We start from the raw sequence: 22,066 nt of genomic DNA on the forward strand, positions 1-22,066 counted from the left end.
TTCAAAAACTTTTTTGAATAAAGGAAAATAGGGGAATGCGCCTAAGTTTTGCATGTGTCAGCCCGATCGGGCTGGCATTGGAATTATGTGTTGCAAGCTTAAATGTTGATGCTGCTCTACAGACAACAGCATATATTGCTGTACATAATGCTCCACAGTATGACAAAGCTCAGGCGATGCCTTATGCCAATAGCAATGCACCCAAAGGCGGCTATATCAGTACAGCGAGTATAGGCACCTTTGATAATCTCAACAGTATGAATGGCAAAGGCAGTTCAACTGAAGGGATTAATTATCTATTTGATAGCTTAATGGATAGCTCACTGGATGAGCCGGGTGTGTTATATCCGCTTCTCGCTGAAAAAGTCACTTATGATCCTGTTAAAACCAAATTTGTTATTTTCCATTTAAATCCTAAAGCCCGTTTTAGTGATGGTTCACCCGTCACGGCTGAGGATGTTAAATTTAGTTTTGATGCCATTCAAAGCAAAGCCAATCTGGGCTTTCAAATGTATTTGTCTGATTTAGCCAAGACTGAGGTATTGTCTAAATACCAAGTGAAAATGACATTTAAATCAGACCACAATGCAGATATGCCCTTTATTTTGGCAAAAATTGCGATTTATTCAAAAGCAGATTGGAAAAATAAAGACTATAGCAAAGTGACCTTGCAACCGATTTTAGGATCGGGGCCTTATCTGATTGAACGTATTGATTCTGGGCGCAGTATTAGTTATAAGCGCAATCCAAATTATTGGGCAAAGGACTTAGCCATCAATCGTGGTCGTTATAACTTTGATCACATGAAATATGTTTATTATCGAAGCCCTGAAATCGCTTTTGAAGGGTTTAAATCTGGACAATATCGCTTTTATCAAGAAAAAAATGCCCGTAACTGGGTCACTGAATATAATTTTCCTGCGGTAAAACAAGGTTTGGTGAAAAAATATATTTCTAAGATTGAAACACCAGCGCTCACGCAAAGTTTGGTTTTTAATACCCGAAAGGCGCCATTCAATGATCTCAATTTTCGCCAAGCATTAACCTATGCTTATGATTTTGAATGGATCAACAAAGCATTGTTATATGGTCAAAATATTCGCTTGCAAAGCCACTTTCAAAACAGTGAGCTTGCTGCGACTGGAAAGCCAAGCGCGAAAGAACTTGCAATTTTAACGCCTTATTTAAAGCAATTGCCTGCATTACAACGCCAAGGTGTATTGGCAGATTGGAAATACCCAGTTTCAGATGCCAGTGGATTTAACCGACAGAATTTATTGATTGCACGTTCGATGCTATTAAAGGTGGGTTATCGTTTTCACAATGGACTATTGGTGGATAGACAAGGTCGCCCCATTCAAATTGAATTTCTGATTCATCAAGATGGCGCGCTACGGACTTTGTTGCCATATATTCGTAATTTAAAAAAACTTGGGATTCAGGCAAATATTCGTCAAGTCGATTTACCACAATATACAGAGCGTATGCGCCGTTTAGATTTTCAGATGACCGCTATCGATATGCCGCAATCATTAACACCAGGTGCTGAACAGGCACAGATGTGGGGCAGTAAAGCTGCCGATGAAGTGGGCAATTACAATTATGCGGGTATCAAAAGCCCAGTGGTCGATCAGCTGATTCAACAGATTATTTACGCACCGAACCGTGAACAATTGGTGCTTCGTACCCGAGCACTGGATCGGGTATTACGTGCAGGCTATTATCAAATTCTGACTTATGGCAATGATAAAAACTGGTATGCTTATTGGAATATGTATCAGCAACCCAAAGTTAAACCAAAATTATCCCTCGGTTTAGAATATTGGTGGGTAGATGCAGATCAAGCGAAAAAAGTAGAGCAATATTTAAAAAATCGAGCATTTTAAAAGCATAATTTTAAATCTTCATGGTTAAAACATCAGTGGCTCAACGTGAGTGATGTTTAAATTGACATATCTACCCTCATGAGGTCATAAGGAACATCGTTTCAATGGGCACATATATACTCAAAAGGCTGTTACTGATCATCCCGACATTGTTCTTTGTTCTCTTGATCAATTTTGTTGTGGTTCAAATTGCACCTGGTGGGCCTGTTGAACAAGCCATTCAACAAGCGGAAAACTTCCAAGGAGTCAACATGACTGCTGGGGGGCTATCATCTTCGGTAAATAACCATGAGTATCGTGGTGCACAGGGCTTAAGCGAAGATATGGTCGATAAAATCAAACAGCAGTATGGCTTTGATCGACCTGCACATGAACGATTCTGGTTGATGTTAAAAAACTATTTAGCTTTAGATTTTGGTACAAGTTTTTTTAAAGATAAGCCGGTGACTGAGCTGTTATGGGAAAAAATGCTAGTTACCATTTCCTTGGGTGCGTGGAGCACTTTTTTAATTTATTTAATCTCAATTCCTTTAGGGATTAAAAAAGCCAAGCAGCATGGCTTATTTTTTGATAAATCAACCTCATTACTTTTGGCTGTGGGCTATGCCGTTCCCGCTTTTGTATTTGCAATATTGTTGATCGTATTTTTTGCTGGCGGTTCTTATTTACAATGGTTTCCATTACAAGGCTTTGTTTCAGACAACTTTCACAGTCTCAATTTATTTGAAAAAATAGCAGATTATTTTTGGCACATGGCTTTACCTTTGCTCGCCATGGTGTTGGGCGGATTTGCAAGTTTAACCTATCTGACTAAATATTCATTTATGGAAGAGCTCAATAAGCAGTATGTGCTTGCAGCACGAGCAAAAGGCTTAACTGAAAATGACGTGTTATATAAACACGTATTTCGCAATGCATTGTTGGTGATTGTTGCCGGTTTGCCTGAAGTATTGGTTGGGGTGTTCTTTGTTGGAAATCTGCTGATTGAAATTATTTTTAACTTGGATGGCTTAGGCTTGCTGGGTTTTGAAGCCGTACAACAACGTGATTATCCAGTGATTTTTGGCGCTTTGTTCTTTCTGACCTTATTTGGGCTGATTTTACGTTTGATCTGTGATGTGGTTTATCGTGTGATTGATCCGCGAATTGATTTTGAATCGAGAGGTGCAAAATAATGTCACTGATCATGCAAGCACGAATACAGAAATTTAAGAAAAATCGCTTGGGTTTTGTCTGTTTCATCGTATTTATCGTTTTATTTATCCTTTCAATTTCTGCCGAATTTATTGCCAATGATAAGCCCTTATTGGTCAAATACGATCAGCATTATTACATGCCAGTTTTAAAGGCTTATCCTGAAACACATTTTGGTGGGGTCTTTGAAACAGAAGCTGATTATCGTGATCCGGTGGTTCAGCAGTTGATTGATGAAAAAGGTTGGTCGATTTGGCCGCTGGTCCGTTACTCCTACCAAACCCCCAATTTGGATTTAGCCGTTCCTGTTCCTTCGCCACCCACTGCACAAAACTGGTTAGGTACAGATGATCAAGGGCATGATGTATTTACCCGTATTCTTTATGGTCTACGCATATCACTGTTGTTTGGTTTGGCATTGACACTATTTGCTGCATTTATTGGAATTATTGTTGGGGCGATACAGGGCTATTATGGCGGATGGGTAGATTTAATTGGGCAACGTCTGCTTGAAGTTTGGGGTGGTTTGCCGACTTTATTTATGGTGATCATCTTGGTCAGTATATTTACCCCGAGTGTTTATTGGCTATTTCTGATTATGTTGATTTTTGGCTGGACAGAGTTGGTCGGTATAGTGCGTGCTGAATTTCTTCGCGCCCGTCATTTAGATTATGTTCAAGCAGCACGTGCCTTAGGAGTGAGTGATTTGGTGATTATGTTCCGACATATCTTGCCCAATGTGATCAGTTCAAGTTTATCTCAACTTCCATTTATGCTGACTGCAAATATCACCGCACTTACTGCATTGGATTTTTTAGGTTATGGGCTACCACCAGATGCAGCCTCCCTCGGTGAATTGTTATTACAAGGTAAAAATAATTTAAATGCGCCGTGGCTGGCTTTGTCAGGATTTTTTACTTTGGCCTTGGTGCTATCTTTATTGATTTATATTGGGGAGGCGACACGCGATGCATTCGATCCAAGACGTCAAAAATGATCCATCTTTGTTGCTATCTGTCCAACATTTGCATATTGAAAATCAGCGTAAAGAGGTACTGGTCAATAACCTTAACTTTGACCTACATGTCGGGGAAACTGTTGCGATTGTCGGGGAGAGTGGTTCAGGCAAATCAATCAGTGGTTTGGCGCTGCTTGGCTTACTTCCTGAAAATTTAACTGTGACTGGACAAGCGTTATATGATGAGCAAAACCTATTGTCTCTTAATCAAAATACGCAGTTGGCGATCCGTGGTAAAAAAATTGCCATGATTTTTCAAGAACCAATGACTGCACTCAACCCGCTACACAAGGTTGAGCGGATTATTGGTGAGACTTTACTTTTAGACGGGATGTCCAAGGAAAAAGTCAGAAAACGTGTCTATGACTTATTGTGTGATGTCGGAATGGACGAACCTGAGGATAAGTTGAATCGTTATCCACATGAGTTATCAGGTGGTCAACGACAACGTGTTTTGATTGCATCGGTTTTGGCACAAAAGCCTGAAATTATTATCGCGGATGAGCCGACAACAGCTTTAGATGTCACATTACAATCTCAAGTTTTAAACTTATTACAACTGCTTATTCTAAACCATAAAATGGCCATGATTTTGGTTAGTCATGATTTGAATTTGGTGCGTAAATATGCCAATCAGGTGATTGTGATGAATCAGGGGCAGGTTGAAGAAAAAGGCACAGTTCGAAATATTTTTCAAAACCCTAAAGCCAGCTATACCCAATATTTATTGGATCATGATTTTGGTGAAGCCAATGCTTTACCGCATAAACGTAATTTAGTTTTATCTCTACATCGTGTTGGGGTGAAATTTCCAATAAGAAAGGGCATATTTAATCGAGTTAAAGATTATTTTGTTGCCGTTCAACCGCTCAATTTACGTTTAGATCGCGCTGAGTCCATCGGCATTGTCGGAGAAAGCGGTTCTGGTAAAACCTCTTTGGCGTTGGCAATCGCACGACTGATACAGTGCTCGGGCAATGTTTTTCTACTCAATCAAGACTTGAACAGATTGAGTCAGCGTAAATTACGTCCGCTTCGATCCAATTTTCAAATTGTATTCCAAGATCCGTTAAGCAGTTTAAATCCACGCATGACTGTCGACCAGATTATTCGAGAGGGCTTGGTGCTACAACATCTAAAAGAAGCTGAAATGCTGATTCGTATCAATGAAATTTTAGACAAAGTAGAGCTCCCTATAACGATTAAACAGCGTTATCCGCATGAATTGTCTGGCGGTCAACGGCAACGTGTGGCTTTAGCCCGTGCAGTGGTATTACGCCCTAAATTATTGATTCTTGATGAACCAACCTCGGCTCTTGATCGGACAACACAGCGTGCGATCGTAAAATTACTGCGTCAGTTGCAACAGGATTATCAAATGAGTTATTTGTTTATAAGTCATGATTTGCAGGTTGTAAAAGCGCTTTGTCAGAAAGTTTTGGTATTAAAAGATGCTAAAGTTATCGAGTTTCAAGACACCCAAGCCTTATTTGATAAACCTTTAAATGACTATACCAAGCGATTAATTGCAGCGAGTCAGTATTAACGCTGTATAGATGGTTTGGTTTAAAAAATATTCACATTAACAAAGTTGACAAAATGCATTGTCAGATTTACGCTTGAACTATTATAAATTTAAATTAGAGTAAAAGCTCTAATCACTAAAGAGATTTGACCATGAGCCATCTTGCACAAGCATTAGAAATAAAAAACACCTCATTTAAAAACCGAATCATTAAAGGTGCAATGAGTGAAGCATTGGCCAATCATGCAGGGCAACCGAACCAATTGCATTTAGGTTTATATGATGCTTGGGGGAAAGGCGGCTTGGGTTGTGCCATTACGGGTAATGTAATGGTGGATTTCCGTGCCAAGAATGAGCCGGGTGTTGTTGTAGTTGAAACGGAACGTGATCTTGCCAAATTGACTGAATGGGCAAATGTGGGTAAAAAGCACGGGATGGTACAACTGATTCAGTTATCACATCCAGGTCGTCAGTGTCCAAAAGGACTCAATAAAGAAACAGTAGCACCTTCAGCAGTGCCTTTTAGTCCAATGCTGGCAACGACATTTGGTACACCACGTGCACTCAATGAAGCAGAAATTTTGGACATCATTCAACGATTTGCTGAAGCTGCGCGGATCTGTGAAAAAGCAGGTTTTGAAGGCGTACAGTTACATGGTGCACATGGTTATTTAATCAGTCAATTTCTTTCACCATTGACCAATAAACGTCAAGATCAATGGGGTGGTTCGATTGAAAACCGCATGCGTTTCTTATTAGAGATTTATGCAGCAGTGCGTGCTAAAACCTCAGAAAACTTTATTATCTCAGTCAAACTGAACTCTGCAGATTTCCAACGTGGTGGAATCACAGAAGAAGAAGTGGTTCAAGTATTTAAAGCCATTGATACAGCAGGGATCGATTTGATCGAAATTTCTGGTGGTACCTATGAAGCACCGGCAATGGCAGGCGCAAAAGCGGATAAACGTAAGCAAAGTACGATTGCACGTGAAGCATATTTCTTGGATTTTGCAGAAAAAATTCGTAAAGAAGTTAAATGTCATCTTATGGTGACAGGTGGTTTCCGTACAGCGCAAGGAATGAATGCGGCGTTAGACAGTGGTGCGTGTGAGTTTATTGGGATTGCACGCCCTCTTGCGGTAGAACCTGAAGTCAGCAACAACTTGATTGCAGGTCAGGACGTTCGATATGCAGTAGAACAAATCAAAACGGGTATTCCTTTTGTTGATAAAATGGCGATCATGGAAATCCTGTGGTATGCCGCGCAGTTTAAAGCGATTGGAGAAGGGAAGAAGCCAAATCCTAAGCTTTCTCCACTCAAGGTTTTCTTTAATTATGCAAAAAATAATATCAAAGCGGTGATTCAAGGACGAGTGAACTCACGCAAATCAGCCTAATAAAGATTGAGAAAAGCATAGTCGCGACTTTGAAAATTGATTTTTTAAGCGTGCTACTAGTCTGCTTTAGACCAATACGATTTAAATGTGTCAGCAGACCATTGTCCTTTCACTAAAGCCGTTTGAAAGGCGGGTCTGCTTTCTATTTGCAAAAGATAGCGCTGAATTTCTGTGAACTTTTGATATCTTGGGTGAAGTTCAAAACAGGCTTTCAGTGGAAACCAAAGTAACAGATCTGCGATGGTGAAAGAGCCTCCAGCAATCCATGCTTTATTTTTTAATTGCAAATGAATCGATTGTAGTTGTTGCGCTAAAGTGTGATTAAGAAAGCCACGATCAAATCCATGTTTAAGTAGTCTTGTCAAAATGTGTATCGGAAAGGGTGTGCGTTGGACCAACTGATAAAAGATTTGTTTAAGGGCTAAATTTGGCATGAAGTTAGAATCTGCAAAGTTTTTCCAAAAATAAAAGTCTATGATCTCTTGCTGATTTAAACCTTGTATACCAAACTTTTGCGTACTAAAACTTAAATATTCAATGATTGCTGAGCTTTCTGTCAGTACCGTTGTTGTTTGATCAAGAAGATCTGTCATGACCAAGGTTGGAAATTTAGCCTCAGGATTGAACTGTTTTAATTCAGCATCTTCATGCTCTAAAATATGCTGGGTATAGATTTTAAGCTGATAAGGCAAATTTAATTCTTCTAATAGCCATAGAATTCGTTGTGATCGTGAGTGCGTGAGATGATAGAGGCTAAGTTGCATAATCAAAGTGATAATTTTTAATGATGCATCCAGAGATAACAGCTTATTCAACCGATGTAAATTTTAATTCTAGTTAAAAGGTTTAAAACAAAAAAATCCACGTTTCAACAAGGTTTAAATTAAAAATGTTGAACGGCTTATGATTACGAAACAAAGCAATCTAGGTATTGGACAATTGGTTAATGTGCACAAAAAGCCATATTAAAATATTCAAATAATTCAGGCGTGTTCAACCACAGCATACTTGACAGCCCGAACAGAATAACAATAACCAACCAGATACTGAGCTTGAACCACGAGAATGAGTTAGTCATTAACCACAGCCTCTTCATTAACAAAGAAATGCACAATAACACCGACTACACACAAGGCAATTGAGCATCCCCAAATGATGTTGTAGTTACCCGTTATATCATGATTTAAACCGCCTAGCCATCCACCAAAAAATGAACCGATTTGGTGAGTGAAAAACACTAGGCCGCTTAGCATGGTTAAGTATTTTACACCGAACATATTGGCCACAATGCCGTTGGTTAGAGGTACAGTCGAAAGCCATAAGATCCCCATAACGATACCAAAGGCGTAAACAGTCCAAATACTCAATGGCAGCATCAGAAATGCAACAATCGCAACGCCACGTAAACCATATAAACCCATAAGCAGATGCGGTTTGGAATACTTACCACCAAGCCAACCTGCGGTATAGGTTCCGATAATATTAAATAGACCAACCAATGCAAGAAAAATCGTTCCAGTGGAGGCATCAAAACCATGATCAATCAAATAACCTGGTAGGTGAATGCCTAAAAAAACCACTTGGAACCCACACACTGAAAAACCAAAGGCCAACCATAAAAAGGGTTTATGCTGAAAGGCAATTTTAAGAATCTGTTTAAAGCTTAAATTGGGTTTTATCGCTTGTTTAATTGCACTTGGTGGTACATACATAGGTGCTTTAAGCATCCATGCCAATGGAACAATCAACACGATCAGCATTGCTGTAATGACCAGCGCAGATGACCAGCCGAAATTTTTAATGAGAAGCAGGGTGGTTGGCAACATAATGAATTGCCCAAATGAACCAGCTGCACTGGCAATACCCATTGCCATACTGCGCTTGCTTGGATGCGCTGCTCGTCCTACGGCTGAAAGTAATACCGAGAATGAGGTTGCAGAGAGGGCTAAGCCGATAATTAAGCCGACACTGATATCTAGTAACAGTACATTTGAACTGATGGACATTAACAATAGACCAATGGTGTAGAGCACCCCGCCTATTGCAACAATCTTCTTACTCCCATATCTGTCTGCAAGCGCCCCAGTAAAAGGTTGTACTGCGCCCCAGAATAGATTTTGTATGGCAATGGCTAAACTAAAAACTTGATGACTCCAACCAAACTCATGGCTCATGGGCACAAGATAAAGCCCAAAACCGTGACGTACACCTAAAGAGAGTGCCAAGATAAAAGCACTTCCAATAAGCATATAAATGAGTGGTTTAGAGAAACGCGTGTCGTCCTGTTGTACTGACATAAGCTATCCATTGAATCATCATATGAGAATTGTAGATGATTCAATGGGACTTAGCGATAGAATAAAAATTTATCAATCGATAAATTTTAGTGATCAATCAACACATTTTAATGAAAATAAATTTAGCTTTTAGAAACGATAACCCACACCCACATAAGTAATCAGAGGATCAATATCAATTTTGGTTTTAGCGCCGATGAGCGATTTCCCTGTATTGTTGTCAACGACAGTGATTTTGACATCACCACTCATTGGTGCATAAGTGACAGAGCCTACTCCAAACCAACGATCATTAAAATCATAGGTTGCACCCAGTGTTGCCATAGGCGCTATAGCATCGTCGGCTTTTACTTTAACGCGAGGATCAGCTGATGATGTTTTGCCTTCTAATGCTGCACCTGCCTGACCATCAAGAACATTTTGAACCATATGGCCTGCAGCGATTAAATCTTTGTTGATACCAGAGTCAATTTTTACATTGGTAAAATGCGCATACATGACACCGACGCCGACATAAGGTCTAAGTTTATTTACACCAGATTTACCAAATTGATAATGTATTTCAGCAGCAGGTAACCATGCTGTTGCAGATGCTGCTTTTTTCGATTGCTCTAAATTGGTAATCGGGATTTGTGTATCTAAAGGAATACCGCCAATGCCATTAATTAAGCCATTGGCAATTCCACCAATGATCGGTGTATCCAGTTTACCTTCAGGTGTCGCAATACCAAGTACAGGGGCATTAATTTGGCCTTGTCCTTTAATATCAACTTTAGGGGGAATACCTGCTTTAAATTCCAATGAAATATTATCGGTAAAGAAGTAATTTGCCATGATCCCTAAGGTATCAACATTATCTGCTTTCAGTCCTGCATCTGCATTATTCCAGCTTTCTAAACTGGTAATATTGGCTTTACCACTCATGTTTGAGGTTAATGTTCCATTTTTAATTAAGCCTAAAGTTTCACCAAGTTTTGCCACACCCAATAACTTTTCTTTTTTGGCGGCACCTTCTTCGGTATTGGCAATTGCATTGGTCACAGTGTCAAGTTGCACATCACCAACCGCATAATCGCCTTTCTTAACACTGGTATTGATGTTTACACCATTGGGATTACCTTGCGGCATTGCATGTAGCCAACCTGCTGAAACAGAAAAGCGTTTAAATCCATCACCATCTTTCAGACTAAAATAGGGTGAATCTGCATGGGCCATCATCGGTAAAGTCATGCATGAGGTCATGATGCAAAGTAATGATTTTTTCATAGGTTTGGACTCCATGTCCGTAATTGATACTAATTTTTATGCGTTTTTATTATTAGAAGTTTTTGCTGTTAATTAATGTAGTCTTTACAAAGGCTTTTTTTAAGTGAATGTTCTTTTTTTAATGTTTTATTTATCATAAGTTTATAAATGTAATACAACTGTAATCGTGTTGTCATGATGTTACATGCTAAAAATAGGCCATGATCTCGGTTAAAAATAACCATAAAACATTGACTTGGCAGATAAGGAAAAAATCAAGCCATAACAAAAGGCCATATAAATATGACCTTTTGTTAAGCAGCATAAGTCATTTTAGTCAATGACTTTCGTTATTTTTGAAAACGAGATAGATCTTCTTCAGGGCGTGCGGTTAAAACTTCTACACCGTCTTTGGTCACCAGCAGGGTATGTTCGTATTGAGCTGAAAGACTATGGTCTTTGGTTACCACCGTCCATTTATCACCCATTAAACGTGTTTGCCAAACACCCGCATTGACCATTGGTTCAATGGTAAAGGTCATACCTTCTTCCAAAACCATGCCTGAATTAGGTTGACCATAGTGAAGGACTTGTGGCTCATCATGGAATACTGTACCAATACCATGACCACAATATTCACGCACCACACTAAAGCGTTCTGATTCAACATATTTTTGAATCGCTGCGCCAATATCACCAATGGTTGATCCCGGTTTCACCGTTTCCATACCACGGTACATTGCTTCTTGAGCAACTTTACATAAACGTTCAGCAATAATCGATGTTTCACCACCAACCACATACATCATATTGGTATCGCCGTGATAACCATCTTTGATCACAGTCACGTCAATATTGAGAATATCGCCTTTCTTTAAAATTTTACTTGCAGATGGAATACCGTGACATACCACATGATTTACAGAGGTACAAATCACATGTTGGAATGCAGGGCGACCAGGTGCAGCGCCATAACCTAAACATGCAGGTATAGCGTCTTGTTTGTTGACAATATAGTCATGACAAATCGTATCCAATTCAAGTGTACTGACACCTGGTTTGATATGCGGTTTGATCATATCCAAAACTTCTGCAGCCAATCGACCTGCAACACGCATCTTTTCAATTTCATCTGCGGTTTTGATTAATCGACGTGGTGCTTCGTAAGTACTGTTCATGATCTTTAAAAACTTTTGGAAATTTGTATGTGACTATGGTATAAATAGCCGCCCAATTTATCAAATGCTTTCTGTGACTTTCTTTGTGAATGGTTTATGGAAATATTGATAAGGGTAATTTAAAAATCCGCACATATGTCGTCACATTACTCTGGGTGCCTGAAAGGGTGGAGAATGCGGACATATGGAGGCCTAACCCAAACTTTTAAGGTAAAGAAAATGGCAGATTACAACGTAAGCATGCGCGACCTTCTTCAAGCTGGCGCGCACTTTGGTCACCAAACTCGCTTCTGGAACCCAAAAATGCGTCAATACATTTTTGGTGCGCGTAACCGTATTCACATCATCAACCTTGAACATACTGTTCCTGCGTTAAATGATGCTTTGAATTTTGTTAACAATCTAGCAAGCAAAAAGAACAAAGTATTGTTCGTTGGTACAAAACGTGCTGCTTCTAACATCATTCGTGAACAAGCTCAACGCGCTGGTCAGCCTTATGTTGATCACCGTTGGTTGGGTGGTATGTTGACTAACTGGAAAACTCTTCGTCAGTCAATCAACCGTTTGAAAGATCTTCAAACTCAATCACAAGATGGTACTTTTGCTAAACTTACTAAACGTGAAGCATTAGAACGCGCTCGTGAAATGGAAAAACTTGAACGCTCTTTAGGCGGTGTTAAGAACATGGGTGGTTTACCTGACGCATTGTTCATCATCGACGTTGATCACGAAGCAATCGCGATTAAAGAAGCTAAAAACCTTGGTATTCCAGTAATCGGTATCGTTGATACAAACTCTAACCCAGATAACGTAGATTTCGTTATTCCTGGTAATGACGATGCGATCCGTGCTGTTACACTTTATGCTTCTGCAATGGCTGATGCAATTCTTGCTGGTAAAGAATACGCTCAAACTCAAGCGAATGCTCAAGCTAAAGGCGAAGAAGCTGCGAAAGAAGCTCCTGAGGCTTAATGCGTTTTGACGCAAGCTTGTCATTTTTGTGATTTAAAATGATGACAAATTGAGCGTCGAGAAAGCAAAACGGCCCAGAGGAACCTTTGGGCCGTTTTTGTTGAACAGATTCATATTCTACCGTATTTAGGAGAACAACATGACTGCAGTTACTGCGAGCATGGTAAAAGAATTACGTGACCGTACTGGTCTTGCAATGATGGAATGCAAAAAAGCATTAACAGAAGCAGACGGTGACATCGAATTAGCGATTGATAATCTTCGTAAATCAGGTCAAGCAAAAGCAGCTAAAAAAGCTGGTAACATTGCTGCTGATGGCGCGATCACAATTGCTCAAGAAGGTAACAAAGCAATTCTTTTAGAAGTAAACTGTCAAACTGACTTCGTTGCTAAAGACGAAAACTTTGCTGGTTTCTCTGCGAAAGTTGCTGCTGCTGCACTTGCTGCTGGTGTAACTGATGCTGCTCAAATTGCTGAATTGAAACTTGAAGATGGTTCAACTGTTGAAGAAGCTCGTATTGCGCTTGTTCAAAAAATCGGTGAAAACATTCAAGTTCGTCGTGCTGCAATTGTTGAAGGTGAAAACCTTGCAGTTTACAAACACGGTTTAAAAATCGGTGTTGTTGTTTCTTACACAGGTTCTGCTGAAACTGGTAAAGGTATTGCAATGCACGTTGCTGCGTTCAACCCAGTTGCTGTAACTGCTGAAGATGTTTCTGCTGATCTTATCGCGAAAGAGAAAGAAATTGCAGAAGCTAAAGCGATTGAATCTGGTAAGCCAGCGAACATCGTTGAAAAAATGGTGACTGGTTCAGTTGAAAAATACTTGAACGAAGTTGTTCTTGAGCGTCAACAATACGTAATCGACAACGACAAAAAAGTTGCTGAAGTATTGAAAGCGACTGCAACAACTGTAGCTCAATTCGTTCGCTTCGAAGTGGGTGAAGGTATTGAGAAGAAAGCTGAAATGAGCTTTGCAGAAGAAGTTGCTGCTGCTCAAGCGGCTGCTAAATAATTTTTACTCACTGAGTATAATTATTGAAAACCCCTCTTTAGAGGGGTTTTTTTGTCTGTAATTTAATTGAAGTAGATTTAGAAGAATTAATTCATACATATCTAAAAGATTATTCTTTTATAATTCCACCATGAACATTGATTAGACTCAAACTTTATGGCAAATAAAACACAACTTGGTATTGGTGCTGTAATTGCAGTGATCGTCGCAGCTTATCTGGGTGTTGATCTCAATCAACAAAAAAATCAAACAACTGAACCCTCTAAAGTTGAATCGATCGATCAGCAAAACAATCATTTACAAGACAATACACAGCATGTGGATGAGCAGGGTAAAGATAACCAATTTAAAGATAAGCGGTCTGCCAATAGTCAAAATCAAAATGGTCTTGAGGTTATTCGAAAAGCCTATGATGCAAAACTCAGTAATGTTCAAGTACAATCCATCGGTCGAGTAAAAGCCGTGTTGCGTGATGATAATGAAGGTTCACGTCATCAAAAATTTATTCTTGCACTGGATAATGGCTTAACTGTATTGGTTGCACATAATATTGATTTAGCACCCCGTATCGATAATTTACGTAAAGGCGATACTGTCGAATTTTTTGGCGAATATGAATATAGCAATCAAGGTGGCGTAATGCACTGGACACACCATGATCCAAAGCGTCGTCATCAAGATGGTTGGCTAAAACATAATGGAAAAACCTATCAGTAATCTATTGGTTGTTTTCTTATGTGCACAAAAGATCTTTGTATTTTCCATGTCTAATCGTATAGATAGCAATTTTGTTCTATACGCTTTTTATAAACATGCTATTTTTAAATTATTATCAAAAGTCTGAATAGAAAAAATGCAGGAGTGGGCAAGCTACTTTCACCTAAAAGAATTGGGTGGATTAGAGTTATTAAAAGCACAGTATCACCATAAGCAATTTTCAAAGCATGTGCATGAAGGTTATTGTATTGGTGTGATTGAAGATGGTGCACAGAGTTTTTATCGGACTGGGCAGTTACATACAGCACCGAAGGGCGACATTATATTAGTCAATGCTGATGAAATTCATACAGGTTCATCTGCTGTCGAGTCAGGCTGGAAATATCGCGCAATTTATCCAACGCCAGAAATGTTATTAGATGCAGGGCAAGATTTTTTTAGTGTTAAAAATAGCGTACCGTGGTTCCCTCAAGCTGTTGTGCAAGATGTTGGATTGGCACAGCAACTCTGTTTACTTTTTGATTTATTAGAACAAAAAGAAAATACTTTACTAAAAGAGAGTATGTATTTATCCACTTTAGCCCGCTTAATCAGTCGTTATGGTCGTGCCAAATTAACACCTGCTGAATTACCAGAAGCACAACGGAAAGTTGAAATAGTCAAAGATTTATTAAGCAGTTTTCCTGAGCATGATTATTCGCTCACTGATTTGGCGACATATGTAGGATTAAGCCCTTGGCATTTTTTACGTGAATTTAAAAAATATACGGGATTACCACCGCATAGCTGGTTGGTTCAGGTCCGTTTACAGAAAGCGCGCCAATTATTAAAACAAGGTCAGAGTATTGCAATGACTGCCCAAAATAGTGGTTTTTCAGATCAAAGTCATTTTAATCGGCATTTTAAAAAAGCAGTCGGGGTTACACCTTCTCAATATTTAAGTACCTTAAATATTTAATAAATGTATCCGGGAATAGCCATTTAAACGTTTACAGCTCCTGACCAAATAGCAATTTCATTCAAGCGATCACTGAGCATTTATAAGATACTGCTTAAATTCTTAGATTTGGATTTTGCAAATGAGTGATCAATTTGAATCTTATACTGCCGAGATTGAGCCGAAGTCTAAACAAAATAAAAAGGCATTTTTCCAAGGTGTGGTCGATATTTTACCTTTATCTATTGCCGTACTGCCTTGGGGTATTCTGGCTGGATCAATGGCAATCAATGCTGGATTAAGCTTTGCACAAGCATTCTCAATGTCCGCTGTTGTATTTGCAGGTGCAGCACAGTTAGTAAGTTTAGGTTTAGTCATGTCACATGCATCGGCCTTGACGATTATGATTACGGTATTTTTCTTAACCAGTCAGCATTTAATATATGCGCTTAATTTTCGTCAAGATGTCAGTCGTTTTCCGTTTAAGCAACGTATATTAATTGGCTTCTTGCTGACAGATGAACTGTTTGCTGTCGGTATTGGCAAAGATAAACAACGCAGCTTTGCTTATTTGTTGGGTGCTGGGCTGTGTTTTTATTTGGCTTGGTGCCTATTTAGTGTGTTGGGCATTGTACTGGCTAAATCAATTCCAAATTTAGAAAGCTTACATTTAGATTTTTCAATTGTTGCGGTATTTATTTTGATTATTGTGCCTATGGTGAAAAATAGCGCAACTTTGGTAGGTGTTATGTGTACCTTGCTATCTGCCTGTATTTTTAAATATTTTCAATTTGAAGGGGGCATTGTGCTATCCGGGATTTTGGGGATGTTTAGTGCAATGTGTACGGCAAAGATCGTCGGAGTAAAAAACATAGGCGTAGCAAAATGACATGGACTTTATTGTTAACTTTGGCAGCCATTGTATTGATTAACCGTTACTTTTTCTTAGAACCTAAAATCGCCCTGAAATTACCTCGTGTGATTGGAAATATGTTGCAGTATTCGGCGCCATGTTTGCTGACTGCAATTTGTGCACCAATTGTATTTTTTAGTGGAGATCAATTGCGTGCATTGCCTTTGGATGCCTATTTTTTAACAGCAATGATCTGTGTTGTTTTAGCACTTATTTCTAAGAAAATTCTAGTCAATTTAGCTTTAAGTTTATTGTGCTTTTACGGGTTATTTTATCTGTTAAATTGAAAAAAATGGAGGGAAAAGCCAAATTGGATTTTCCCTCTGGTTTATTTGCGCTAAAAAGCCAGTTTCTGGCGAGTTTTCCATTTGGGTAGTACTTTACCAAGATAGGCATCCATACACCATACAGGGCCAATGAGGAGGAATTGAAGGTCTTTAAAGAAAGAAGGCTTTTTACCTTCGACTTTGTGACCATAAAATTGACCGATCCAAGCCAAGATAAACACTCCAATATAGAAACCAACACCGACAGGAAGTAAGTAAATGATCCATGCCATGACTGCAATTAATGCGGTCATTGCTACAGCAAGAACAATATCCAAACGGGCATAGAAAACGAGGGTTAGAACCAGAAGCAGAGCGGTAAGCAAAGCACTAAAATGTGCAAGAATCCCAATGATGGCAAATAAAATCGCGGGAACACAAGCCCAATGGATGGCTTTATTGGTTTTGTTTTGATGACTTGCGCTATATTCATCGAACCATTCGGTGATTGTTTTCATTTGGCGCTCCATGCATGTGGTTGGCTATATTTATTTTTGCTGAAAACAATATAAATCAGAATAATGTTTTGGTCAAAATAGCGGCTTTAAATAAAACCAAGTGCTGGTCATGGGTATTTCAATGTGTGGCCTGATAGAAATTTAAAATATCACGTGCCCAAGTTTGATGTTCTGGTTTAACTGTGACTTTGATTTCCTGAAAATTGGTGACATCGTTGCCATCACTTTCATCGGCATAATAGGCGATCCCATGTGTTTTGTTGGGATAGTTGGGAATTTGATAGCTAAAATACACTTTATTTTTATTGGCTTTGACGATGTTTAATAGATGGTTTTTATCTTCAATGGCACCAAATTCATTGTCTAAACTGAGCTTTTTGATATTGGGGAAATATAAACTTGCGCTATGCATGGCACAGCCAGCACACGCGGATGAATTATAAATGGTGATGGCTTCATCTTTTTTACGGCTTGCCAGCACAGCATACGCAACGCCAGAAGGTCCCATATCCGTGCTGATCACTTGCCATGATAGGGGGACAAGTACAGGACCAATACCCGGCAGTAAGATGATTTTAAAGTTTTTTGCTTGAGTCGCAGATAATGTATAACTGAACTGACATTTTACTTGCTGGGTATTGTTGATCTTACAGATGGCATCATCTTTGTAGAATCCTGTATCGTTAAAAGGATTGGGAATTGCTGCAATATAGGTATCCACTGTTACATTATTGCTGAGTGTAGTTGCAGGAAGTTTTTCAAGCTGGTGTTGTGGGTGAGGTGCTTGGTTGGTTTTTAGATCAGGAAAAGTGGCTTTGAAAATAGTGATATCTCCATAAGCAAAACCACTTAGGCCCAATAGTATGATTAAAAAATTCGAATTGAGCATGTCCTATCCCGACTATCCTTTACTGATCCTTATTGGGGACTTTGATAAATCAATTGACCTTCTTTGTAAGTTGCCAATATTTTGATGTCTTTAATCTTTTGAGTGGGCACTTTTAATGGGTCTTGATCTATCACTACAAGATCCGCCAATTTGCCTTTTTCTAAGGTACCTTTGTCTTTTTCTTCAAAGTATTGGTATGCAGCCCAATCTGTGACTGATTTTAATGCAATATAAGGACTGACTTTTTGATCCTCACCTAATACATCTCCAGAACGGGTGGTACGATTGACGGTTGCATCAATCACCATCATATTTTTAGGAGGGATGACTGGAGCATCATGGTGCTCAGTAAAAATCATATTTTTTCTTAATGCAGAACCTGTAGGGGAAATTCGGTTGGCACGTTCTGCGCCGAGCGTTTCATGTTTATGCCAATCGCCCCAGTAGTAAGTATGTAATGAGAAGAACGAAGGAATAAGCCCTAATTTCTTGGCTTGATCTAATTGATCCTCACGCATGGTTTGCGCATGAATAATCACATTGCGGCGATCTGCTTGGCCATATTGTGCATTGGCTGTCTCAATAGTTGCGAGATATTGGTCAATTGCAGCATCACCATTGGCATGCGCAAGAATTTGCCAATGGTTCTTATAAGCCAGATTAATTGCATCTTGAACCATTTTTGTATCTGGGTAGGCTGGATAACCACGATAGTCTTTAGGTTTTCCCTCTGGTGGGATGAAGTAAGGCTGCGTTAGCCATGCGGTTTTGCCTTGTGGGGAGCCATCTAAGCTGATTTTAACCCCACCAATTCTAAAATGATTTTGATAATTGAGACTACTGCCATTTTTCAGCATGTAATCTTTTTCGTTGATAATATCTGGATAAACCACGACATCAATATTCAATTGATTGATGGCCGCAAAACTTCGCCATAATTCAGCGGTACTATGATCTGCACGACCTTCTTGTACAGTGGTATAGCCATTTTTGATATAGGTATTCAGTGCTGTTTTTGCCATATTTTGCATGATTTCAGGTGGAACTTTGCTAAACGCAGTTGCCATTGCTGAAAAAACAGCAGCTTCTTCAAGTACACCATTGGGTTCTTGAGAATTTGCTTTACGACGAATAATCCCGCCAGTTGGATTGGGTGTATTTTTATTGATGTTTAAAAGTTCAAGAGCCTTATGATTGACAGAGGCTAAGTGTCCGGACTGATGTAAAACAATAATCGGGTGATTGGTGGAAACCAAGTCTAAATCATCTGCTGTAGGATGCCGTTTTTCTTTAATTTGGGCATCATCATAACCATTTCCAATAATCCAACCTGAGGTTGCTTTGATAAAGTCAGGATTGTTTTGTTGCCATAATGAAAGTTCACGAATCAATGATGCAATATCTGAAACGTTACCATCGGGCGTAGGGTAGAGATTTGCCACAGTTTGCTGTAGACCGACACTATTTAAATGGCTATGCGCATCAATAAAACCAGGCAGCAGGGTATGACGGTTTAAGTTAACCTCTTGGGTATTTTTTTGTTTTAATTTTTGCGCTTGTTTTAAATCACCTGCAAAGACAATTCTTCCATCCTTGACCAGTAGCGCTTCGACATAATGGGGTGACATGCCTTGCATGGTTAAAATTGAGCCACCGTAAAATAGCGTGTTTGTTTGCGTCAATGTTGCAAGATCAGCGGTTGTATTCGTGTTTGTTGGAGATACTGTGGTACATGCGCTAAGCGAACCAAGGCCAATTACGCAGATGATGGGTGCAATTGCACGGACAAGTTTTGATGGGCTACTGATTTGAAACATGAATAATCCCCAAATTTGTTTTATTAAATATTGTTTATTTTATTCAAACTAGCAAAGATTTTGATCTGCGTATAGGTTTGATATGTGTTTAAAAAATGATAAGTGTTTTGTATTTGAGCAATGATCTTGATTTATCCTAAACGATTTTTTATTTATATACAGCCTAAATAAATCTTTTTCTAAAATAAATCACAGATAACAGCGCCAGTGCTAAACCAATAAATGAGGGACCATAACCGATAGGAGCAGCAAGTAAGCCAACAATTACAGCTCCTGCTACAGCCCCGCCATAATTAAAAATATTCACCCGTGCGATAATTTCATCGCGTCGATTTTCATCTAAACGACCTGCTGCTGAAAATGTCAGCGGGACTAATGCGCCTACCGCAACACCAGCCAGTGCAAAACCGGCAATGACAATCGCCAATGAATGCCCTAAGCCAGCTATGGCACAGCCTGTTGCACCAATCAGCGTTGTGATCAAGGCAACCCATGCAGCGCTTTTAAATTTTAAAAGATAATCCAGACTTAAACGGGTGAGTAAAATACCCATTTGGTATGCGGCATAACCCAATGGGGCGACTGTGGCTGAGCTTGCTAAAATATCTTTAAGATAAATTGAACTCCACGTGCTGATTGCTGAATCGACAGTAAAGGCGATGAGAATGATCACACCAAAAATAAGCAATTGTTTATGCGGAATTGGTGATCGTTGTTGAGGATGTAGGGCAGCATTTTCTTTTTGTTGAAATAACCAACGTTTTGACACTTGCGATGTAATCAAACATATCGTGACAGCAATGCACAATGCCGCTGTTGCCCCAAGTGTAGTTGAAACTGTCGCAGACATGATTAACGCGCCAAGGAAAGCTGCAGCGGTATAACAGGCAAAGAAACCGCCCAAGGCGCTTTTCCCAAGTTTTTGTTCCATCATGACAGCTTGCATATTCAATGCAGCGTCTAAACATCCGAGTCCAAGCCCATAAAGTAAAAAACTAGCGACCATGATCATGACACTGGGACTAAATGCTGCAATTGCAATACCGATGGCTTCAAATAGCAAGCCAATGACAATTGCAAGCCTTGAACCTAGTTTCACAGCAAGTCGATCTGCCAAAATAGAACCCAGTGCTGCTGCAATACAGACACCAAGGATAATAATTGACAGTTGATCATCTGAAAGTCTGAATCGGCTTTTGATTGTGGGAAGCGCGGTCATGACGCTGGCATAACCCAAGCCTTGCGCGGCAAAACCAAGTGCGATTACTTTTTGGGTTTTGCTGAGGGATGTATGCGCGAAGTTTGGGGTATTGCTGTTCACGTCCATGCATGGCTCACTTTTTTTACTTTTAGAATTTAAACTTCGGTTTTCGTTTTCTGTTTAGTGATACATCCTGTATCGACTCACATTTTATTTTATCTGGAATGCATTGAAAGAAAAGGGGCATAACTGGAAAGTTAAGGGGGCAATTCGGACATCTATATTTTTATTTTTATAATAAAAAAGCCACTGGAAAGTGGCTTTTGTTAAATGCATGCAGTGATTTACGAGTTTGGACCATCTACGCGTTCAATATTAACGCGTGCTGTTCCTGAATTTGTAATACCTAAACGCTTAGCAGCGCCGTAAGAGAGGTCAAGTACACGGTTACCATGGAAAGGACCACGATCGTTGACTTTAACCACTACGCTTTTACCATTGTCTTTATTGGTTACACGAATAAAGCAGTTTAATGGCAAGCTACGGTGTGCAGCAGTCAAATCATTCATATCGAATGTATCACCGCTTGCGGTTTTACGGCCGTGGAACTGACGACCGTACCAAGATGCAACACCAGTTTGGCTAAATTTGCGAACTGTGTTTGAAGCAACTTCATTAAGTTTATCAATTACTGAAGGCTCATCTTCAGGAACTTGAATCTTTGCTGCAATAGTTTGACGACGGACTTGATCGCCAGAACGTTCAGTAATTGACAAACTGTTTAGGTTTGAAAAATGAGAGTTGAAATTTGTTGAATCTTTGCTAATCACACGAGAAGCTAGACTCGAACTATCCGAATCATTGTTTAAGTATGATGACTGAACCATTTCTGAGTTGACTTGCGTCATACTCAGACCCATGGTCAGGGCCATCATATATTTTAGTGAAGCATGCATCGTTTAACTCCTTGGAACCTCAATTTTAACTTTCTAAGTCGCTGAAAATTAACCATAGAGGTCTGTAAATTCACTTGTGCAACTGCATTTAACGGAAAGGATAATATTCAAGCTGGAATAAATGT

20 protein-coding genes are annotated in these 22,066 nt (G+C 39.4%); 11 read left to right on the forward strand and 9 right to left on the reverse strand.

All coding sequences use genetic code 11. The annotated features are described in order from the left end of the window. The first annotated feature begins 35 nt into the window (after positions 1–35). From AC07U8_RS06225 to AC07U8_RS06245, 5 genes are all read left to right on the forward strand, one after another. Positions 36–1,886, forward strand: coding sequence for an extracellular solute-binding protein (locus tag AC07U8_RS06225; RefSeq protein WP_494737526.1), 1,851 nt, complete (start codon positions 36–38; stop codon positions 1,884–1,886). 104 nt (positions 1,887–1,990) lie between these two features. Beyond that, positions 1,991–3,061 carry a microcin C ABC transporter permease YejB gene (locus AC07U8_RS06230; protein ID WP_494737527.1) on the forward strand — a complete coding sequence of 357 codons (1,071 nt, stop codon included), beginning with the start codon at positions 1,991–1,993 and terminating at the stop codon, positions 3,059–3,061. Further along, positions 3,061–4,077, forward strand: a complete 1,017-nt coding sequence (locus AC07U8_RS06235; protein ID WP_494737528.1) for an ABC transporter permease — start codon at positions 3,061–3,063, stop codon at positions 4,075–4,077. Before AC07U8_RS06230 ends, AC07U8_RS06235 begins: the two co-directional genes overlap by 1 nt. Continuing rightward, positions 4,049–5,644 (forward strand): dipeptide ABC transporter ATP-binding protein, encoded by a 1,596-nt coding sequence (locus tag AC07U8_RS06240; RefSeq protein ID WP_494737529.1) that lies wholly within the window; start codon positions 4,049–4,051, stop codon positions 5,642–5,644. The genes AC07U8_RS06235 and AC07U8_RS06240 overlap by 29 nt, the downstream gene beginning before the upstream one ends. A gap of 131 nt (positions 5,645–5,775) precedes the next feature. After that, positions 5,776–7,020: an NADH:flavin oxidoreductase/NADH oxidase family protein gene (locus tag AC07U8_RS06245; protein ID WP_209826534.1), complete on the forward strand. Its 1,245-nt coding sequence runs from the start codon at positions 5,776–5,778 to the stop codon at positions 7,018–7,020. A gap of 56 nt (positions 7,021–7,076) precedes the next feature. On the opposite strand, the gene AC07U8_RS06250 is transcribed toward AC07U8_RS06245, so the two are convergent. The 4 genes from AC07U8_RS06250 to map all read right to left on the reverse strand — a co-directional run bounded on the left by AC07U8_RS06250 (position 7,077) and on the right by map (position 11,740). Then, positions 7,077–7,784: a glutathione S-transferase family protein gene (locus AC07U8_RS06250; RefSeq protein WP_494737530.1), complete on the reverse strand. Its 708-nt coding sequence runs from the start codon at positions 7,782–7,784 to the stop codon at positions 7,077–7,079. Positions 7,785–8,090: 306 nt separating this feature from the next. After that, positions 8,091–9,317, reverse strand: a complete 1,227-nt coding sequence (locus tag AC07U8_RS06255) for an MFS transporter (RefSeq protein WP_494737531.1) — start codon at positions 9,315–9,317, stop codon at positions 8,091–8,093. 129 nt (positions 9,318–9,446) lie between these two features. Next, the gene (locus tag AC07U8_RS06260; RefSeq protein WP_004820002.1) at positions 9,447–10,583 is read right to left on the reverse strand and encodes an OmpW family outer membrane protein; all 1,137 of its coding nucleotides are present in this window, start codon (positions 10,581–10,583) and stop codon (positions 9,447–9,449) included. Positions 10,584–10,912: 329 nt separating this feature from the next. Beyond that, complete coding sequence (gene map / locus AC07U8_RS06265; protein WP_004722029.1) at positions 10,913–11,740, reverse strand: type I methionyl aminopeptidase; 828 nt, start codon at positions 11,738–11,740, stop codon at positions 10,913–10,915. Positions 11,741–11,959: 219 nt separating this feature from the next. Between map and rpsB the strand changes: the two genes are divergently transcribed. The 6 genes from rpsB (at position 11,960) to AC07U8_RS06295 (ending at position 16,581) form a co-directional block, all read left to right on the forward strand. Then, positions 11,960–12,712 (forward strand): 30S ribosomal protein S2, encoded by a 753-nt coding sequence (rpsB, locus tag AC07U8_RS06270; RefSeq protein WP_004722027.1) that lies wholly within the window; start codon positions 11,960–11,962, stop codon positions 12,710–12,712. Between the two features lie 139 nt (positions 12,713–12,851). Continuing rightward, positions 12,852–13,727 carry a translation elongation factor Ts gene (tsf, locus tag AC07U8_RS06275; RefSeq protein WP_004722025.1) on the forward strand — a complete coding sequence of 292 codons (876 nt, stop codon included), beginning with the start codon at positions 12,852–12,854 and terminating at the stop codon, positions 13,725–13,727. A gap of 156 nt (positions 13,728–13,883) precedes the next feature. Further along, on the forward strand, positions 13,884–14,444 hold the full coding sequence (locus AC07U8_RS06280; RefSeq protein ID WP_270386178.1) for a DUF3465 domain-containing protein: 561 nt from the start codon (positions 13,884–13,886) through the stop codon (positions 14,442–14,444). A gap of 136 nt (positions 14,445–14,580) precedes the next feature. Next, complete coding sequence (locus AC07U8_RS06285; protein WP_004722023.1) at positions 14,581–15,402, forward strand: AraC family transcriptional regulator; 822 nt, start codon at positions 14,581–14,583, stop codon at positions 15,400–15,402. A gap of 121 nt (positions 15,403–15,523) precedes the next feature. Then, complete coding sequence (locus AC07U8_RS06290; protein ID WP_244015432.1) at positions 15,524–16,270, forward strand: AzlC family ABC transporter permease; 747 nt, start codon at positions 15,524–15,526, stop codon at positions 16,268–16,270. Then, positions 16,267–16,581 carry an AzlD domain-containing protein gene (locus tag AC07U8_RS06295; RefSeq protein ID WP_494737532.1) on the forward strand — a complete coding sequence of 105 codons (315 nt, stop codon included), beginning with the start codon at positions 16,267–16,269 and terminating at the stop codon, positions 16,579–16,581. The genes AC07U8_RS06290 and AC07U8_RS06295 overlap by 4 nt, the downstream gene beginning before the upstream one ends. Before the next feature lie 50 nt (positions 16,582–16,631). Here AC07U8_RS06295 and AC07U8_RS06300 read toward each other — a convergent pair whose 3' ends face one another. From AC07U8_RS06300 to AC07U8_RS06320, 5 genes are all read right to left on the reverse strand, one after another. Then, positions 16,632–17,078: an Mpo1 family 2-hydroxy fatty acid dioxygenase gene (locus AC07U8_RS06300; protein WP_494737533.1), complete on the reverse strand. Its 447-nt coding sequence runs from the start codon at positions 17,076–17,078 to the stop codon at positions 16,632–16,634. Between the two features lie 118 nt (positions 17,079–17,196). Further along, positions 17,197–17,967: a DUF4850 domain-containing protein gene (locus AC07U8_RS06305; protein ID WP_494737534.1), complete on the reverse strand. Its 771-nt coding sequence runs from the start codon at positions 17,965–17,967 to the stop codon at positions 17,197–17,199. A 29-nt stretch (positions 17,968–17,996) separates the two neighbouring features. Beyond that, positions 17,997–19,784 carry an amidohydrolase gene (locus AC07U8_RS06310; protein ID WP_494737535.1) on the reverse strand — a complete coding sequence of 596 codons (1,788 nt, stop codon included), beginning with the start codon at positions 19,782–19,784 and terminating at the stop codon, positions 17,997–17,999. 163 nt (positions 19,785–19,947) lie between these two features. Then, on the reverse strand, positions 19,948–21,111 hold the full coding sequence (locus tag AC07U8_RS06315) for an MFS transporter (protein WP_494737536.1): 1,164 nt from the start codon (positions 21,109–21,111) through the stop codon (positions 19,948–19,950). Positions 21,112–21,329: 218 nt separating this feature from the next. Continuing rightward, positions 21,330–21,941 carry a septal ring lytic transglycosylase RlpA family protein gene (locus AC07U8_RS06320; RefSeq protein WP_004722011.1) on the reverse strand — a complete coding sequence of 204 codons (612 nt, stop codon included), beginning with the start codon at positions 21,939–21,941 and terminating at the stop codon, positions 21,330–21,332. Positions 21,942–22,066 lie beyond the last annotated feature (125 nt).

The organism is Acinetobacter sp. GW821-FHT01E09 (genome assembly GCF_059422385.1).

Bases quoted from the DNA above. Each gene is read 5' to 3' on its own strand.
- AC07U8_RS06225 (WP_494737526.1), top strand. From the start codon at position 36: ATGCGCCTAAGTTTTGCATGTGTCAGCCCGATCGGGCTGGCATTGGAA.
- AC07U8_RS06230 (WP_494737527.1), top strand. From the start codon at position 1,991: ATGGGCACATATATACTCAAAAGGCTGTTACTGATCATCCCGACATTG.
- AC07U8_RS06235 (WP_494737528.1), top strand. From the start codon at position 3,061: ATGTCACTGATCATGCAAGCACGAATACAGAAATTTAAGAAAAATCGC.
- AC07U8_RS06240 (WP_494737529.1), top strand. From the start codon at position 4,049: ATGCATTCGATCCAAGACGTCAAAAATGATCCATCTTTGTTGCTATCT.
- AC07U8_RS06245 (WP_209826534.1), top strand. From the start codon at position 5,776: ATGAGCCATCTTGCACAAGCATTAGAAATAAAAAACACCTCATTTAAA.
- AC07U8_RS06250 (WP_494737530.1), bottom strand. From the start codon at position 7,784: ATGCAACTTAGCCTCTATCATCTCACGCACTCACGATCACAACGAATT.
- AC07U8_RS06255 (WP_494737531.1), bottom strand. From the start codon at position 9,317: ATGTCAGTACAACAGGACGACACGCGTTTCTCTAAACCACTCATTTAT.
- AC07U8_RS06260 (WP_004820002.1), bottom strand. From the start codon at position 10,583: ATGAAAAAATCATTACTTTGCATCATGACCTCATGCATGACTTTACCG.
- map (WP_004722029.1), bottom strand. From the start codon at position 11,740: ATGAACAGTACTTACGAAGCACCACGTCGATTAATCAAAACCGCAGAT.
- rpsB (WP_004722027.1), top strand. From the start codon at position 11,960: ATGGCAGATTACAACGTAAGCATGCGCGACCTTCTTCAAGCTGGCGCG.
- tsf (WP_004722025.1), top strand. From the start codon at position 12,852: ATGACTGCAGTTACTGCGAGCATGGTAAAAGAATTACGTGACCGTACT.
- AC07U8_RS06280 (WP_270386178.1), top strand. From the start codon at position 13,884: ATGGCAAATAAAACACAACTTGGTATTGGTGCTGTAATTGCAGTGATC.
- AC07U8_RS06285 (WP_004722023.1), top strand. From the start codon at position 14,581: ATGCAGGAGTGGGCAAGCTACTTTCACCTAAAAGAATTGGGTGGATTA.
- AC07U8_RS06290 (WP_244015432.1), top strand. From the start codon at position 15,524: ATGAGTGATCAATTTGAATCTTATACTGCCGAGATTGAGCCGAAGTCT.
- AC07U8_RS06295 (WP_494737532.1), top strand. From the start codon at position 16,267: ATGACATGGACTTTATTGTTAACTTTGGCAGCCATTGTATTGATTAAC.
- AC07U8_RS06300 (WP_494737533.1), bottom strand. From the start codon at position 17,078: ATGAAAACAATCACCGAATGGTTCGATGAATATAGCGCAAGTCATCAA.
- AC07U8_RS06305 (WP_494737534.1), bottom strand. From the start codon at position 17,967: ATGCTCAATTCGAATTTTTTAATCATACTATTGGGCCTAAGTGGTTTT.
- AC07U8_RS06310 (WP_494737535.1), bottom strand. From the start codon at position 19,784: ATGTTTCAAATCAGTAGCCCATCAAAACTTGTCCGTGCAATTGCACCC.
- AC07U8_RS06315 (WP_494737536.1), bottom strand. From the start codon at position 21,111: ATGGACGTGAACAGCAATACCCCAAACTTCGCGCATACATCCCTCAGC.
- AC07U8_RS06320 (WP_004722011.1), bottom strand. From the start codon at position 21,941: ATGCATGCTTCACTAAAATATATGATGGCCCTGACCATGGGTCTGAGT.